At 73.4% G+C, this 13,858-nt stretch carries 11 protein-coding genes; 7 read left to right on the forward strand and 4 right to left on the reverse strand.

The features are described 5' to 3' along the window. The first annotated feature begins 191 nt into the window (after positions 1 to 191). Positions 192 to 1,526, forward strand: a complete 1,335-nt coding sequence (locus ACZ6JT_RS08815; RefSeq protein WP_469208703.1) for a DUF4352 domain-containing protein — start codon at positions 192 to 194, stop codon at positions 1,524 to 1,526. 64 nt (positions 1,527 to 1,590) lie between these two features. Further along, positions 1,591 to 3,345 (forward strand): NAD+ synthase, encoded by a 1,755-nt coding sequence (locus tag ACZ6JT_RS08820; protein ID WP_469208705.1) that lies wholly within the window; start codon positions 1,591 to 1,593, stop codon positions 3,343 to 3,345. A gap of 51 nt (positions 3,346 to 3,396) precedes the next feature. Here the strand turns inward: ACZ6JT_RS08820 and ACZ6JT_RS08825 are convergent, their stop codons facing one another. After that, the gene (locus ACZ6JT_RS08825) at positions 3,397 to 4,425 is read right to left on the reverse strand and encodes an endonuclease/exonuclease/phosphatase family protein (protein WP_469208707.1); all 1,029 of its coding nucleotides are present in this window, start codon (positions 4,423 to 4,425) and stop codon (positions 3,397 to 3,399) included. A gap of 286 nt (positions 4,426 to 4,711) precedes the next feature. Between ACZ6JT_RS08825 and panB the strand changes: the two genes are divergently transcribed. From panB to ACZ6JT_RS08840, 3 genes are all read left to right on the forward strand, one after another. Further along, a complete protein-coding gene (gene panB, locus ACZ6JT_RS08830) occupies positions 4,712 to 5,590 on the forward strand; it encodes a 3-methyl-2-oxobutanoate hydroxymethyltransferase (protein WP_469208709.1) in 879 nt (292 codons plus the stop codon). A gap of 167 nt (positions 5,591 to 5,757) precedes the next feature. Next, complete coding sequence (locus ACZ6JT_RS08835) at positions 5,758 to 6,771, forward strand: ATP-binding cassette domain-containing protein (protein ID WP_469208710.1); 1,014 nt, start codon at positions 5,758 to 5,760, stop codon at positions 6,769 to 6,771. Beyond that, the gene (locus ACZ6JT_RS08840; RefSeq protein ID WP_365479618.1) at positions 6,768 to 7,619 is read left to right on the forward strand and encodes an ABC transporter permease; all 852 of its coding nucleotides are present in this window, start codon (positions 6,768 to 6,770) and stop codon (positions 7,617 to 7,619) included. The genes ACZ6JT_RS08835 and ACZ6JT_RS08840 overlap by 4 nt, the downstream gene beginning before the upstream one ends. A gap of 57 nt (positions 7,620 to 7,676) precedes the next feature. Here ACZ6JT_RS08840 and ACZ6JT_RS08845 read toward each other — a convergent pair whose 3' ends face one another. Further along, positions 7,677 to 11,207 (reverse strand): AfsR/SARP family transcriptional regulator, encoded by a 3,531-nt coding sequence (locus tag ACZ6JT_RS08845; protein WP_469208713.1) that lies wholly within the window; start codon positions 11,205 to 11,207, stop codon positions 7,677 to 7,679. 73 nt (positions 11,208 to 11,280) lie between these two features. Here ACZ6JT_RS08845 and ACZ6JT_RS08850 point away from each other — a divergent pair, with 73 nt between their 5' ends. Further along, positions 11,281 to 12,072: a site-2 protease family protein gene (locus ACZ6JT_RS08850; RefSeq protein ID WP_469208715.1), complete on the forward strand. Its 792-nt coding sequence runs from the start codon at positions 11,281 to 11,283 to the stop codon at positions 12,070 to 12,072. 28 nt (positions 12,073 to 12,100) lie between these two features. Here the strand turns inward: ACZ6JT_RS08850 and ACZ6JT_RS08855 are convergent, their stop codons facing one another. Together ACZ6JT_RS08855 and npdG are read right to left on the reverse strand one after the other, a co-directional pair. Beyond that, on the reverse strand, positions 12,101 to 12,283 hold the full coding sequence (locus ACZ6JT_RS08855; protein WP_030723453.1) for a hypothetical protein: 183 nt from the start codon (positions 12,281 to 12,283) through the stop codon (positions 12,101 to 12,103). 160 nt (positions 12,284 to 12,443) lie between these two features. Continuing rightward, the gene (gene npdG, locus ACZ6JT_RS08860) at positions 12,444 to 13,148 is read right to left on the reverse strand and encodes an NADPH-dependent F420 reductase (protein ID WP_469208717.1); all 705 of its coding nucleotides are present in this window, start codon (positions 13,146 to 13,148) and stop codon (positions 12,444 to 12,446) included. Between the two features lie 96 nt (positions 13,149 to 13,244). On the opposite strand from npdG, the gene ACZ6JT_RS08865 reads away from it, so the two are divergent. Continuing rightward, entirely contained in the window at positions 13,245 to 13,850 is a 606-nt protein-coding gene (locus tag ACZ6JT_RS08865) for a hypothetical protein (RefSeq protein ID WP_469208720.1), read from the forward strand. Positions 13,851 to 13,858: the final 8 nt, after the last annotated feature.

The following is a 13,858-nucleotide window of genomic DNA, read 5'->3' on the forward strand; positions in this document are numbered from 1 at the left end:
CTTTTCCACGCGTTGTGGTTTGAGGTCTGTTTTTTTTGCCCCCCCCCCTCCCCCTCCCCCCCCCCCCCTCCCCCCCCCCCCCCCCCCCCCCCCCCCCCCGGGACCGGTGGGAATTCGGGCGGGCGCGGGCCGCGGTCATGGCACCCTTGCGGTGATCACAGCATCTGCGACAAAAGGACGACCCTGCCGGTATGAGCACCACGCCGAACCCGCCCAGCACCCCTCCCGGCCCGCCCGAGGAGCCCGCGGGCACCACGACGGCCGAGACCGCCTCCATACCGGCGCCGCCCGCACAGCCGCTCTCACTCGACAAGACCCCGGCTGCGCCGGCCCCGGAGGCCGACGCCCAGCCCCTCTCGCTCGACAAGGCCCCTCGGAGCCCGGCAGCCCCCGAGACCCAGGCCGACGCAGGCACTCCCGAGGCCCAGGCCGCCGCCGGCACCCCCGAGGCCGCGACCCCCGCCGACACTCCCGCCACCCCTGCCCCGGCGCCCGCCCCCGCAGACCCCTGGGCCACACCCGACCCCTCGGCCCCCAAGGCACCCGCGGCCCCGTCCGCACCTGCGGCCCCGTCCGCACCCGCCGCTCACGGGGCCCCGGCGGCCCCCGCCCCCTCGCCGTTCGCCCCGCCCGCCCCGGCTCCGGCTCCGGCTCCGGGCCCGCTGACCGTCCCCGGCGGGCCGGCCCCCGTCTGGGGCGCGCCGCCCGCGTGGGGACCGCCCGGCTTCGGCGGGGTCCCGTACGGCGGTCATCCGCAGGGTCCGCCGACCACCAACGGCCTGGCCGTCGCCGCCGTGATCGTCGCCTGCTTCGCCATCATGACCGGCCTCGTGCCCCTCTTCTTCTGGGCGGGCGCCGTGCTGGCCGTCGTCGCCACGGGCCTCGGCATCGGCGCGCTCGTCCGCGCCGGCAAGGGCGCCCCGAACAAGGCGATGTCCGTCGTCGGCACCGTCCTCGGCGTGCTCGGCCTCGCCGCCTCCGTCGGCGGTTTCTTCCTCACGGCCGTCTTCCTCGACCACACCTCCACCCGCTACGAGCAGGGCATCGACATCGACGAGGAGGATCTGGACCTGGAGGGGCTCTACCCCAGCGGTGAGCCCTGGCCGTCCGCGTCGCCGTCGCCCTCCCAGGTCCCGGGCCTGACCAGCGCGCTGCCGTTCGGCGAGACCTTCACGTACCCGAACGGCGTCAAGGTGAGCCTCTCGGCGCCGAAGAAGTACGTCACGAAGAACAAGTACTCCAAGGTCGGCAACGCGGTGGCGATGACGCTCACCATCACCAACGGCTCGTCCGCTCCGCACAACGTCATCTACGCGATGCCCAATGTCCGCGACGAGGACGGGATGACCGCCAAGCTCGTCTTCGACGGCGACGTGCCGAAGATGGTCAAGGGCGACATCCTGCCGGGCGAGTCCGCGAGCGGGATCGTGGCCTTCGAGGTCCCGGAGGGCACCGAGCGCATCAGCGCCGACATCTCACCCGGAATCCTGCTCCCCCACGCGAAGTTCAGCGGCCCGATCGGCTGATCCGGGCAGACGGAACGGCCGGTGCCCAGGACATCGCGTCAGAGAGACGATTAGACTGGGCGCCGTGCCTCAACTACGCCTCGCTCTGAATCAGATCGACTCGCACGTCGGCGACATCGCCGCCAACACCGACTCGGTCGTCCACTGGACCCGGCACTCCGCCGAGCAGGGTGCCCACCTGGTGGCGTTCCCGGAGATGATGCTGACCGGGTACCCCGTCGAGGACCTCGCCCTGCGCGGCTCCTTCGTCGAGGCCTCCCGCACCGCGCTGCGCGAGCTCGCGCGGCGGCTGGCGGACGAGGGCCTCGGCGAGCTGCCTGTCGTCGTCGGTTACCTCGACCGCACCGAGAAGGCCGTCCCCCGGCTCGGCAGGCCGGCCGGCTCCCCCGAGAACGCGGCGGCCGTGCTGCACCGCGGGCAGGTCGTCCTGCGCTTCGCCAAGCACCATCTGCCCAACTACGGCGTGTTCGACGAGTTCCGGTACTTCGTGCCGGGCGACACCCAGCCGGTGATCCGGGTCCGCGGCGTCGACGTGGCCCTGGCCATCTGCGAGGACCTCTGGCAGGAGGGCGGCCGGGTCCCGGCCACCCGCTCCGCCGGGGCCGGACTGCTGATCTCGGTCAACGCCTCCCCGTACGAGCGCGACAAGGACGACCTGCGCCTCGAACTGGTCCGCAAGCGGGCGCAGGAGGCCGGCTGCACCCTCGCCTACCTGGCGATGATCGGCGGCCAGGACGAGCTGGTCTTCGACGGCGACTCGATCGTCGTCGACGCCGACGGGGAGGTCATCGCCCGCGCCCCGCAGTTCTCCGAGGGATGCGTCCTGGTCGACCTCGACCTGCCGGCCGCGCGCGCCGACGCCCCCGAGGGCGTGGTGGACGACGGCCTGCGCATCGACCGCGTGATCCTCTCCGAGGAGCCCGTGGAGGCGTACGAGCCGGTCGTCACCGGCGGTTACGCCGAGCGCCTCGACGACGACGAGGAGGTCTACGACGCGCTGGTCGTGGGGCTGCGCGCGTACGTCAAGAAGAACGGATTCCGCTCCGTCCTGATCGGGCTCTCCGGAGGCATCGACTCCGCGCTCGTCGCCGCCATCGCCTGCGACGCGATCGGCGCGCAGAACGTGTACGGCGTCTCGATGCCGTCGAAGTACTCCTCCGACCACTCCAAGGGGGACGCGGCCGACCTGGCCGAGCGGACCGGGCTGAACTTCCGGACCGTGCCGATCGAGCCGATGTTCGACGCGTACATGGGCTCGCTCGGCCTCACCGGCCTGGCCGAGGAGAACCTGCAGTCCCGGCTGCGCGGCACCCTGCTGATGGCGCTCTCCAACCAGGAGGGCCACATCGTGCTGGCCCCGGGCAACAAGTCGGAGCTGGCCGTCGGCTACTCCACGCTCTACGGCGACTCGGTGGGCGCGTACGGCCCGATCAAGGACGTCTACAAGACGGACGTCTTCCGGCTCGCGCAGTACCGCAACCGGGCCGCCGCCGAACGCGGCGAGACCCCGCCGATCCCGGAGAACTCCATCGTGAAGCCGCCGAGCGCCGAACTGCGCCCGGGTCAGGTGGACACGGACTCGCTGCCGGACTACCCGGTGCTCGACGCGATCCTCGCCCTGTACGTGGACCGCGACCAGGGCATGGAGGCCATCGTGGAGGCCGGCTTCGACCGCGAGCTGGTCGCCAGGACCCTGCGCATGGTGGACACGGCGGAGTACAAGCGCCGCCAGTACCCGCCGGGCACGAAGATCTCCGCGAAGGGCTTCGGCAAGGACCGCCGGCTGCCCATCACGAACGGCTGGCGCGAGCGGGCGTAGCCGCCGCGCGCGGCCGCCGGGCACGGGTGCCGTGCCCGGCGGCCGCGCGTGTCAGGGCTTGACCGTGACCCGGGCGGCGACCGGAAGGTGGTCGCTGCCCGTGCGCGGCAGGGTCCAGGAGGCCTCCGGCCGGATCCCGCGGACCATGATCTGGTCGATCCGGGCCATGGGGAACTGCGCCGGCCAGCTGAAGCCGAAGCCGTCGCCCGCCGCGCCCTGGGTGGAGCGCATCTGCGAGGTGACCTCGGACAGGGCGCGGTCGTTCATGGTGCCGTTGAGGTCGCCGAGCAGGATGACCTTCCCCAGCGGTTCGGCGGCGAGTGCGGCGCCCAGCGCGTCGGCGCTGTCGTCACGCTGGTTCGCGGTGAAGCCGGCCTTCAGCTTGACCCGGACCGAGGGCAGGTGCGCGACGAAGGCCGCGACCTTCCCCTGCGGGGTGTCGACGGTGGCGCGCATGGCCCGGGTCCAGCCCATCCTGATGTCGACGGGCGCGCTGGCACTCAGCGGGTACTTGCTCCACAGGCCGACGGTGCCCTCGACCGAGTGGTATTTGTACGTGCCCGCCAGGGCCTTCTCGTAGACGGGGACGACGCTCCCCTTGAGCTCGGTCAGGGCCAGGACGTCGGCCCCGGACCCGGCGACGGACCGGGCGGTGCCGGCCGGGTCGGGGTTGTCGGCGTCGACGTTGTGGGTGGCGACGACGAGGTTGCCGCCGGAGCCGGACTTGTCGGTGACCAGGCCGCCGAAGAGGTTCACCCAGACCGCGCCGGTCAGCACGAGCGCGATGAGCGCGGTCGCGGACCTGCGCAGGACCGCGCCGGCGAGCAGGAGCGGGACGGCCAGGCCCAGCCAGGGCAGGAAGGTCTCGGTGAGGCTGCCGAGGTTGCCGACGTCGTTGGGCAGCTCCGCGTGGAAGATCATCACCAGTGCGATCAGCAGGGAGGTCGCGGCGAGCACCCATCCGCGCCGCCAGATCCCGGGGTCCTTGCGCAGTTCGGCGAGCCGGCGCGGGAAGCGGGATCCGGAGGGCTCGGGCTCCGAGCCGCCGTTCCCCGATTCCGTCATGTACGCCTGTGCCATGCCACTGCCCTCACTGCCGTGCTCGCGCTCCGTCCCCGCCCCTTGACCCTAGGCGATGTACGGAGCCTTCCGTGTCGTACGTCACGACCCTCCGTCGCGGTCGTACGTCCGGGAGGACGAACGGCCGTGCGCAGGGGGTTCCGCTTGTCACGAAACGCGCACATTGGATCCCCCGGGCCGGGTGTGCCGCCCGCCACTTCCGCCTTCGGCCCCGCGGATGCCACCATGGTGGGTAAGTCCGGGGACGCCGTGAGGGCGCCTCGAGATGACACAAGGAGCAGTTGCAATGACGCATGCCGTTTCGCCTGCCCGCGAACCCGCAGCCGCATCTTCGTCGGCCTCCCCCACCCTGTACGGAGGCACGGGCACCCGGCGCATCACCGTCCGCGACCTGACGCTCGCCAAGGAACGCGGCGAGAAGTGGCCCATGCTCACCGCCTATGACGCGATGACCGCGTCCGTCTTCGACGAGTCCGGCATCCCGGTCATCCTCGTCGGCGACTCCATGGGCAATTGCCACCTCGGCTACGACTCCACCGTCCCGGTGACGATGGACCAGATGACCATGCTCTCGGCGGCCGTCGTACGCGGCACGAGCCGCGCCCTGGTCATCGGCGACATGCCGTTCGGCTCGTACCAGGAAGGCGCCGTGCAGGCGCTGCGCAGTGCCACCCGTCTCGTGAAGGAGGCCGGGGTCGGAGCGGTGAAGCTGGAGGGCGGCGAGCGCTCGCTGGCCCAGACCGAGCTGATCGTGCAGTCCGGCATCCCGGTCATGTCCCACCTGGGCCTGACCCCGCAGTCGGTCAACGCCATGGGCTACCGGGTGCAGGGCCGCGGCGACGAGGCCGCGCACCAGCTGCTGCGCGACGCGAAGGCGGCGCAGGACGCGGGTGCCTTCGCGGTGGTGCTGGAGCTCGTACCGGCCGAGCTGGCCGCCGAGGTCACCCGCTCCCTGCACATCCCGACGGTCGGCATCGGCGCGGGCTCGGAGTGCGACGCGCAGGTGCTGGTGTGGACGGACATGATGGGCCTGACCGGCGGGAAGCTGCCCCGGTTCGTGAAGCAGTACGCGAACCTCCGCGCGACCATGGGCGACGCGGCGAAGGCCTTCGCCGAGGACGTGGTCGGTGGAACGTTCCCGCAGGCGGAGCACGCCTTCCACTGACGGTGTTGGGCGGCCGCTCCGGCGGCCGCCCCGCCGCCACCGCCGGCTCACCGCTCATCGCTCACCGACAGCCCGTCGACCGTGTGTCGGCGGGCTGTCGTATGTCTGTCGTACGTTTGTCGGTCGGCTGTCGGTGCTTTGTCAGTGGCGGCTGCTCCCATGGGGGCATGACGCGAAACGACAAGAAGCCCAACGCCGTGGAGGTACGGGGGCTGGTCAAGCACTACGGCGAGACCAAGGCACTCGACGGCGTGGACCTGGACGTCCGGGAAGGCACCGTCCTCGGAGTCCTCGGCCCCAACGGAGCCGGCAAGACCACCCTCGTCCGCTGCCTCTCCACCCTGGTCGTCCCCGACGCCGGCACCGCCGTCGTCGCCGGGTTCGACGTGGTCCGCCAGCCCCGGCAGCTGCGCCGCACCATCGGCCTCACCGGCCAGTACGCCTCGGTCGACGAGAAGCTCTCCGGCTGGGAGAACCTCTACATGATCGGGCGGCTGCTCGACCTCTCCCGCAAGGACGCCCGCCGCCGCGCGGACGAGATGCTGGAGCGGTTCTCCCTGACCGAGGCGGCCAGGAAGGCCGCCATGAACTACTCCGGCGGCATGCGCCGCCGGCTCGACCTCGCCGCCTCCCTCATCGGCAACCCGGCCGTGCTCTACCTGGACGAGCCGACCACCGGTCTCGACCCGCGCACCCGCAACGAGGTGTGGGACGAGGTCCAGCGGCTGGTCGCCGAAGGCGCCACCGTGCTGCTCACCACCCAGTACATGGAGGAGGCCGAGCAGCTCGCCAGTGAGCTGACGGTCATCGACCGCGGCAGGGTCATCGCCAACGGCAAGGTCGACGAGCTGAAGGCCCGCGTCGGCGGCCGCACCCTGAAGATCCGCCCCGTCGCCTCCGCCGACCTGCCGGGCATGGCCCGCGCGCTGGCCGAGGCCGGACTGGACGGCGTGGCCGGCTCCCAGGCCGTGCCGGACGAGGGCGTGCTGCTGGTCCCGATCCTGAGCGACGAGCAGCTGACCGCCGTGGTCGGCCTGCTGGCCGGCCGCGGGTACGCGATCGCCGACCTCGGCACCTACCTGCCCAGCCTCGACGAGGTGTTCCTGGCCATCACCGGCCAGAAGCCCACCCTCGTCGAGGACACCGTCCCCACCGAGAAGACCGAGGAGGTCGCGGCATGAGCACCGTAACCACGACGAAGCCCGCGCCCACCGCGCCCGGTCCGGCCTCGGTGGCCGCGCACCCGGGCGAGGGCCGGATCGGCCTGCGGGCCAATCTGCGGCACATCGGCGCCCTGGTGCGCCGCAACGCCCTCCAGATCAAGCAGGACCCCGAGTCGATGTTCGACGTCCTGTTCATGCCGATCATCTTCACGCTGCTGTTCGTGTTCGTGTTCGGCGGCGCCGTCTCCGGCAAGGGCAACCAGGGCGAGTACGTCAGCTACCTGGTCCCGGGCCTGATGGCCATGATGGGCATGAACATCGCCATGGCGGTGGGCACCGGGGTCAATGACGACTTCAAGAAGGGCGTGATGGACCGCTTCCGGTCCATGCCGATCGCCCGGTCGTCCGTCCTCCTCGCCAAGATCGTCGTCGAGATCGGCCGGATGCTGATCGCGATCTCGATCCTGCTCTGCGTAGGCTTCATCCTCGGTCTGTCGATCGACGGTTCGGTCCTGGACCTGTTCGCCGCCATCGGCCTGTCGGTCGTCTTCGGCGCCTCACTGATGTGGATCTTCATTCTGCTGGGTCTGACCATGAAGACCGCGCAGGCCGTCCAGGGCATGGCGATGCTGGTCCTGATGCCGCTGCAGTTCGGCAGCTCGATCTTCGCGATGCCGTCCACCATGCCCGGCTGGCTGCAGGCCTTCACGGACTACAACCCGCTGTCCAATCTGGCGGACGCCGCCCGTGCCCTGATCAACGGCACCCCGGTCGGCGACTCGGTGTGGATGACGCTGGTCTGGTCGCTCGCCATCACGGCGGTCACCATGCCGCTCGCGGTGCGCAAGTTCCGCCAGAAGACCTGACCCGCGGACCGGTCCACTCCGGATCGCGTCCCGGACGGACACCGGCCGGGGGCCGGGTCAGATGAGGGCGGTGGCCTCCTCCATGGAGAGGCCGCCGCCTTCGGCGTACGCCTTCTCGAAGGCCGCGTCACCGAGCGCCGCCCGCGCCCGCTCCTCGACGAAGGCGCCGTCCTCGCGCTCCGTGGTGACCGGGAAGTGCCCGGGCGGCAGGTGGGTGCGGTAGGCGCCGAGCAGCCGGACGGCGTCGTACGCGCGCCGCGGGCCGCCGAGCGCGACGAGGGAGACGGCCCCGGTCAGCAGGTACACCGCGGGCAGTTGCGGGGCGACCATCATCACGAGCGGGTCCCGGACCCTGTTCGTGGCCTCGCGGATCCGCACCAGCGCCTCCTCGTACTCGCCCTCCCGGTTGTCCAGCCAGGCCATCGTGGCGAGCAGGAACACGTCGAAGACGGCGTACGCACCGAGCGCGAAGTCCTCGCGCAGCGCCTGGAGCTGGGCCCGGGCCTCGGCGATCCGGCCGGTGCGGCCGAGGAGGCCCGCGAGGAACATCCGGGCGGCGGGCATGGCCTCGTTGCCGTACCCCTGCCACCCCGCCGTGATCTCGGTGAGGATCGCCTCGGCCTCCTCGGCCTCCCCGTTCTCGATCAGCGACCCCGCCATCCGTACGCGCAACACCGTCACCTGGGCCTTGGCGCCCAGGCGTTCGGCGTGCTCGATGGCCGCCCGGAAGTCCTCCGTGGCCAGCGCGTACATGCCGCGCTTCTCCCGGGACTCGGCGCGCGCGGACAGCGCCTCGGCGCAGCCCCAGTCGTCGCCGAGCTCGCGGAAGAGGTCCAGGCTCTCCTCGGCGTCGCGGGAGGCGTCGCCGGCCCAGTCCGCCCGGTTGGCGAGGATGTTGGCCCGCAGCTGCAGGGCGGAGGCGAGCTCCCAGCGGTAGCCGAAGGAACGGGCGGTCTCGACGGTGTCGTCCACCACCCGCTGCAGCAGCAGGGGGTCGCCCGCGATCATGACGGCGTAGATCCAGAGGGAGGAAGGGGACCGGCAGGTCTGCGGCAGCCCCGGCCGGTAGGCGGCGAGCACGCCGTCGATCTGGGCCCGGACCTCGGGGGTGTCCCAGGTGTCGCTGTTCTGGTCGCGGGCGGCCAGCCGGATCAGCTGGATCCCGCGCCAGGCCTCGGTGAGCAGTTCGCCGGTGTACGGCGGGGGCGCGTCGACGATCCGCTGGTAGACGGGCTCGGCGGGGACGGCGGGCGCCGCGAAGGGGTTGGGGCCGAGCGCGGCGGCGGCCGCGGACCAGTGCCGGGACTCGGTCGCCAGGTCGTGCATGTGCCAGTACCAGCCGAGGGAGTGGACGAGGCACAGCACCTCGTCGGCGTCGCGGGCGGCCACCGCGCGGCGCAGGGCGGTACGGATGTTCTCGTACTCGGTGACGAGCCGCTCGGTGGCGGCCCGCTGCCCGTGACCGCGGAGCAGGGGCTCGTTGGTGCGGGCCAGTTCGCGGTAGTGGACGAGGTGGCGGCGCTCGGTGTGCGCGCGGTCGCCCTCGGCGGCGGCGAGGCGCTCGTCGGCGTACTCGGCGACGGTCTCCAGGAGCCGGTAGCGCATGCCGGAGCCGTCGGGGCCGGGGGCGGCGACCACGAGGGACTTGTCGACGAGGGAGCCGAGGACGTCGGCGGTGTCGTAGGACGGGTCGGCGCAGACGGCCTCGGCGGCGGCCAGGTCACAGCCGCCCGCGAAGACGGACAGCCGGCGCAGGACGGTGCGTTCGGGCTCGTCGAGGAGGTCCCAGGACCAGTCGACGACGGCGCGCAGGGTCTGCTGGCGGGGCAGGACCGTACGGGCACCGCTGGTCAGGAGGCGGAAGCGGTCGTCGAGCCGGTCCGCGATCTGGCGCGGGGTGAGCAGCCGCAGCCGGGCCGCGGCCAGCTCGATCGCCAGCGGCAGCCCGTCCAGCCGCCGGCAGATCTCGGCCGCCGCCGCCGGATCGTCGTCCGTGCGGAACCCCGGACGGGCCGCGGCCCCGCGGTCGCCCAGCAGCCGCAGCGCGACGGGGTCGGGCAGCGGCTCCACCGGCCGCAGCGACTCCCCCGGCACCCCGAGCGGTTCCCGGCTCGTGGCCAGGATCTGCACGCCGGGGCAGCGTGCGAGGAGCTCCTCGGCCAGCTCGGCGGCCGCGCCGATGACGTGCTCGCAGTTGTCGAGCAGCAGCAGGAGCCGCTGCCGCGCGCAGTGTTCGGCGAGCCGGTCGAGCGGGTCGTCCCCGGCCCGGTCGGTCAGGGCCCGCAGTTCCTCGGCGGCGGCGCCGCGCAGCTTGGTCTCCCGGGCCCCGAGCGCGGCGAGCGCGGCCTCGGCGACGTCCTCCGGGTCGTCCACGGGCGCCAGCTCGACGAACCACACGCCGTCGGGCCATCCGCCGCGTGCGTCGTGCGCCTCGGCGGCCTCCTGCGAGAGCCGGGTCTTGCCGGCCCCGCCCGGCCCGAGGAGGGTGACGAGCCGCGACCGCGCGAGATCGTCCCCGATGACGCGGATGTCCTCCTCGCGGCCGACGAAGGTGGTGAGCCGCGCCCGCAGGTTGCCCCCGCCGCGCGGGGCAGCCTCGGGCGCCGACGGCGGATACGGCCCCGGGCCGAACCCTGCGGCGCCCGGCTGGGCCGCTCGCGAGCCCGGGCCGGAGCCGGAGGCGTGGGCGGTGGCACCGTGGCCCGGCGGGGCCGGGTGTGCGTCCGGGGTCGGGCCGGCGGTGCCGGGAGGGGTGGTCGGGTCCGGGAGCGGCCGGGCCGGATGCGCGGGCGCGCCGGCTCCGGCGTCCGCCGGGTGCGGGGCCGCGCGGTGCCGGGCATCGCCGCCGGAGGCGGCCGGGTGCGGGGTTCCCGCGGCCGGCGGGTTCAGCAGTTCGGTGTGCAGGGCGCGCAGGGCGGGGCCCGGGTCCGTGCCGAGCCGGGCCGCCAGGTCCCGGCGTACGTCCTCGTACGCGGCCAGGGCCTGCGACGGGCGGCCCGCGTCGCGCAGTGCCCGGATGCGCAGGATCTGCAGCGGCTCGTCCAGCGGCTGCCGCGCGCACAGCGCGGTCAGTTCCGGCAGGGCCTGCTCCGCCCGGCCCAGGGCCAGGGCCGCCGCGAGCCGGCCCCGGCGCGCGTCCATCCGTACGGTCTCCCAGCGCGCGGACTCCGCACCCGGGTCGGGCAGGTCGGCGAGGGCCGGTCCGCGCCACAGGGCGAGGGCCTCCTCGTACCGGGCGGCGGCCTCGGCCGGGTCCCGCGTCTCGGCCGCGGTCCGGGCGAGGCGCTCGAAGCGGTAGAGGTCGACGTCCTCGCGGTCGGCGGCGAGCAGGTAGCCCCCCTCGGCGGAGCGCACGGCCGCGTGTCCCAGGGCCCGCCGCAGCCGGGCGACCAGCGCCTGGAGGGCGGCCGGCGCGTCGGCCGGCGGGTCGCCGTCCCACACCTCGGCGACCAGCAGCGCGACCGGCACCACCCGCCCCGGCCGCAGCGCGAGCGCCGTCAGGAGCGCCCGCAGGCGCGCTCCGCCGACGCCGACGGGGGTCCCGTCGTCGCGTATGGCCTGGGCGGTGCCGAGAATCGCGTAACGCACCGGCCCATTGTCCCCGGACCCCGGCCCGGCCCCGAACCGTTTTCCTCCGCGCGCCCGGGATAGGTTTCCCGGCATGGGTCATCAGGGCGGCCGCGGCGAGCGGCGGATCAGTTCGGTATTCCTCGGGATCTTCGCCGTCATGGCCGTCACCGGCTGGGCCGTGTGGACCGGGTACTCGACGAGCACCGGGCTCGCGGTGTTCCTCTTCGTGACGTCGGCGTGGATCGTCTCCCTGTGCCTGCACGAGTACGCGCACGCCCGCACCGCCCTGCACGGCGGCGACCTGTCAGTGGGCGCCAAGGGTTATCTGACGCTGAATCCGCTGAAGTACTCGCACGTACTGCTCAGCATCGTGCTGCCGGTGCTGTTCGTGATCATGGGCGGGCTGGGCCTGCCGGGCGGCGCCGTCTACATCGAGCGGGGCCGGATCCAGGGGCGCTGGAAGCACAGCCTGATCTCGGCGGCGGGCCCGCTGACGAACGTGGCGTTCGCCGTCGTCTGCACGGCCCCGTTCTGGCTGGACGCCCTCGACGGGGTGCCGATGCCCTTCCGGTACGCGCTCGCCTTCCTGGCCCTGCTCCAGGTCTCGGCGGCGATCCTGAACTTCCTGCCGGTGCCGGGCCTCGACGGCTACGGGGTCATCGAGCCGTGGCTGTCGTACCGGGTGCGCCGCGAGGTGGAGCCGCTGGCGCCGTTCGGCCTGATCGCCGTGTTCGCGCTGCTGTGGATCCCGGAGGTCAACTTCTTCTTCTTCGGCGTGGTCCGCGACCTGCTGTCCGCACTCGGCGTGTCGGACCTGGAGACGGACTGCGGCCACGCCCTCTACCGCTTCTGGCAGGACGCCGGCTTCTGCGCGGCCCGCTGACCCCGGGGCGCGGCTCCCGCGCGGGCGGCTACGAGGTCCGCGCGGCCTTCTCGGCCTTGGCCTTGCGCAGGTAGTACCAGGCCAGGTTGGACGTGAGGCCCGCGAGCAGCACCCAGACGATCCCGAGGAAGCTGCCCTCGACGAAGGCGACGACGGCCGCGGCCACCGCAAGGACGCAGACGACAACGGCGAAGACGGCAAGGCGGGGCATGGAAGGAGCTCCTCGGGAACACTGAAGGCGGTCGAGCCCCTCCAGTGTCCCCCATGCCCCGCAGTGCTGCCGTAAGGACGGCGGCCCGGGCCGCCGCGGCTCGGACGTCCGCTCGGAGGTCCGCTCGGAGGTCCGCTCGGACGTCCGCTCGGACGTCCGCTCAGACGTCCGTGATGCGCAGGCCCGCGTGGGCCTTGTAGCGGCGGTTGGTGGAGATGAGGTTGGCGACCAGGGACTCGACCTGGTGGGCGTTGCGCAGGCGGCCGGCGAAGACGCCGCGCATGCCGGGGATGCGGGCGGCGAGGGCCTGGACGAGGTCGGTGTCGGCGCGGGATTCGCCGAGGACCATCACGTCGGTGTCGATCTCGTCGATCGACTCGTCCTGCAGGAGGACCGCCGAGAGGTGGTGGAAGGCCGCCGTGACGCGGGAGTCGGGGAGCAGGGCGGCGGCCTGCTGGGCGGCGCTGCCCTCTTCGACCCGGAGGGCGTAGGCGCCCTGCTTGTCGAAGCCCAGCGGGTTGACGCAGTCCACCACGAGCTTGCCCGCGAGGTCCTCGCGCAGGGCTTCGAGGGTCTGGGCGTGGCCCTCCCACGGCACCGCGATGATCACGATGTCGCTGCGGCGCGCGCACTCGGCGTTGTCCGCGCCCTCCACGCCGAGGCCGAGTTCTTCGGCGGCGGTCCGGGCGCGGTCGGCGGCGCGCGAGCCGATGATCACTTTCTGGCCGGCCCGGGCGAGCCGGTAGGCGAGGCCGCGGCCCTGGTCGCCGGTGCCGCCGAGGACGCCGACGACGAGGCCGGACACGTCGGGCAGCTCCCACGGGTCCTTGACCGGCGGCTTCTGCGTGCTGTCTGAGGAAGTCATGGGGGCGAGAGTACTGCCGGGTAGCCCACAGCCGAAGAGGAGGGAAACGCTCCCGTACGGGCCCCCCGCGTCCCTTCGATGCGGCAGGATGCCGATATGGATGCCGTGAGGGTCGCCCTGCTGCGCGAGGTGCTCGCCGGTACGCGGTGGCCGGGCGCCGCCCGCAGCTTCGCCGGCGCGCTGCGCCGGGCCGTCGTACCGGCCGGCGGAAACCTGCTGCTGGTGGGGACCGAGGGCTACGAGCCCTGGCACCTGGCCGCGCACCTGGTGGACGAGGCCGCCTGGTCGGGTCTGCCGGAGCTGGCGCCCACGCTCGTACGCCACCGGGTGCGGCCCGGGGGGCCGGCGCACCTGTCGGTGGGGCTGGGCAGGCTGGCGGCGGCCGGGCGCGGGCACACGCTGCTGGTGGTGGCGCCCGGGGAGCCCGGCGGGGCCCTGCTGGAGCGCGTCCACGACGTCCGGCGCGCGGGGGCGACCGTACTGTCCCTGGACGGTGGGGATCCGGAGCTGGGCACGCTCGCGCACGAGGTGCTGTCCGTCCCGGAGGGCGGCGCCGAACTGGATCTGGACACCGTGCAGCACCTGGTCAGCGCGGCGGCCGGGGAGAACGGCCTGCCGGCGCAGCGCGGGCCGCGCCGCTTCCGGGACCGGCTGGCGCGGCTGGCCGACCAGCTGACCGCGCCGCCGCCCAGCCGCTGGTAGCCGGACCT

It is taken from the genome of Streptomyces sp. NPDC046308 (assembly GCF_055588065.1).

What these genes read in the sequence shown, in the direction of transcription:
- ACZ6JT_RS08840 (WP_365479618.1), top strand. Translation starts at nt 6,768, where the DNA reads ATGAGCACCGTAACCACGACGAAGCCCGCGCCCACCGCGCCCGGTCCG.
- npdG (WP_469208717.1), bottom strand. Translation starts at nt 13,148, where the DNA reads ATGACTTCCTCAGACAGCACGCAGAAGCCGCCGGTCAAGGACCCGTGG.
- ACZ6JT_RS08855 (WP_030723453.1), bottom strand. Translation starts at nt 12,283, where the DNA reads ATGCCCCGCCTTGCCGTCTTCGCCGTTGTCGTCTGCGTCCTTGCGGTG.
- ACZ6JT_RS08850 (WP_469208715.1), top strand. Translation starts at nt 11,281, where the DNA reads ATGGGTCATCAGGGCGGCCGCGGCGAGCGGCGGATCAGTTCGGTATTC.
- ACZ6JT_RS08825 (WP_469208707.1), bottom strand. Translation starts at nt 4,425, where the DNA reads ATGGCACAGGCGTACATGACGGAATCGGGGAACGGCGGCTCGGAGCCC.
- ACZ6JT_RS08815 (WP_469208703.1), top strand. Translation starts at nt 192, where the DNA reads ATGAGCACCACGCCGAACCCGCCCAGCACCCCTCCCGGCCCGCCCGAG.
- panB (WP_469208709.1), top strand. Translation starts at nt 4,712, where the DNA reads ATGACGCATGCCGTTTCGCCTGCCCGCGAACCCGCAGCCGCATCTTCG.
- ACZ6JT_RS08865 (WP_469208720.1), top strand. Translation starts at nt 13,245, where the DNA reads ATGGATGCCGTGAGGGTCGCCCTGCTGCGCGAGGTGCTCGCCGGTACG.
- ACZ6JT_RS08835 (WP_469208710.1), top strand. Translation starts at nt 5,758, where the DNA reads ATGACGCGAAACGACAAGAAGCCCAACGCCGTGGAGGTACGGGGGCTG.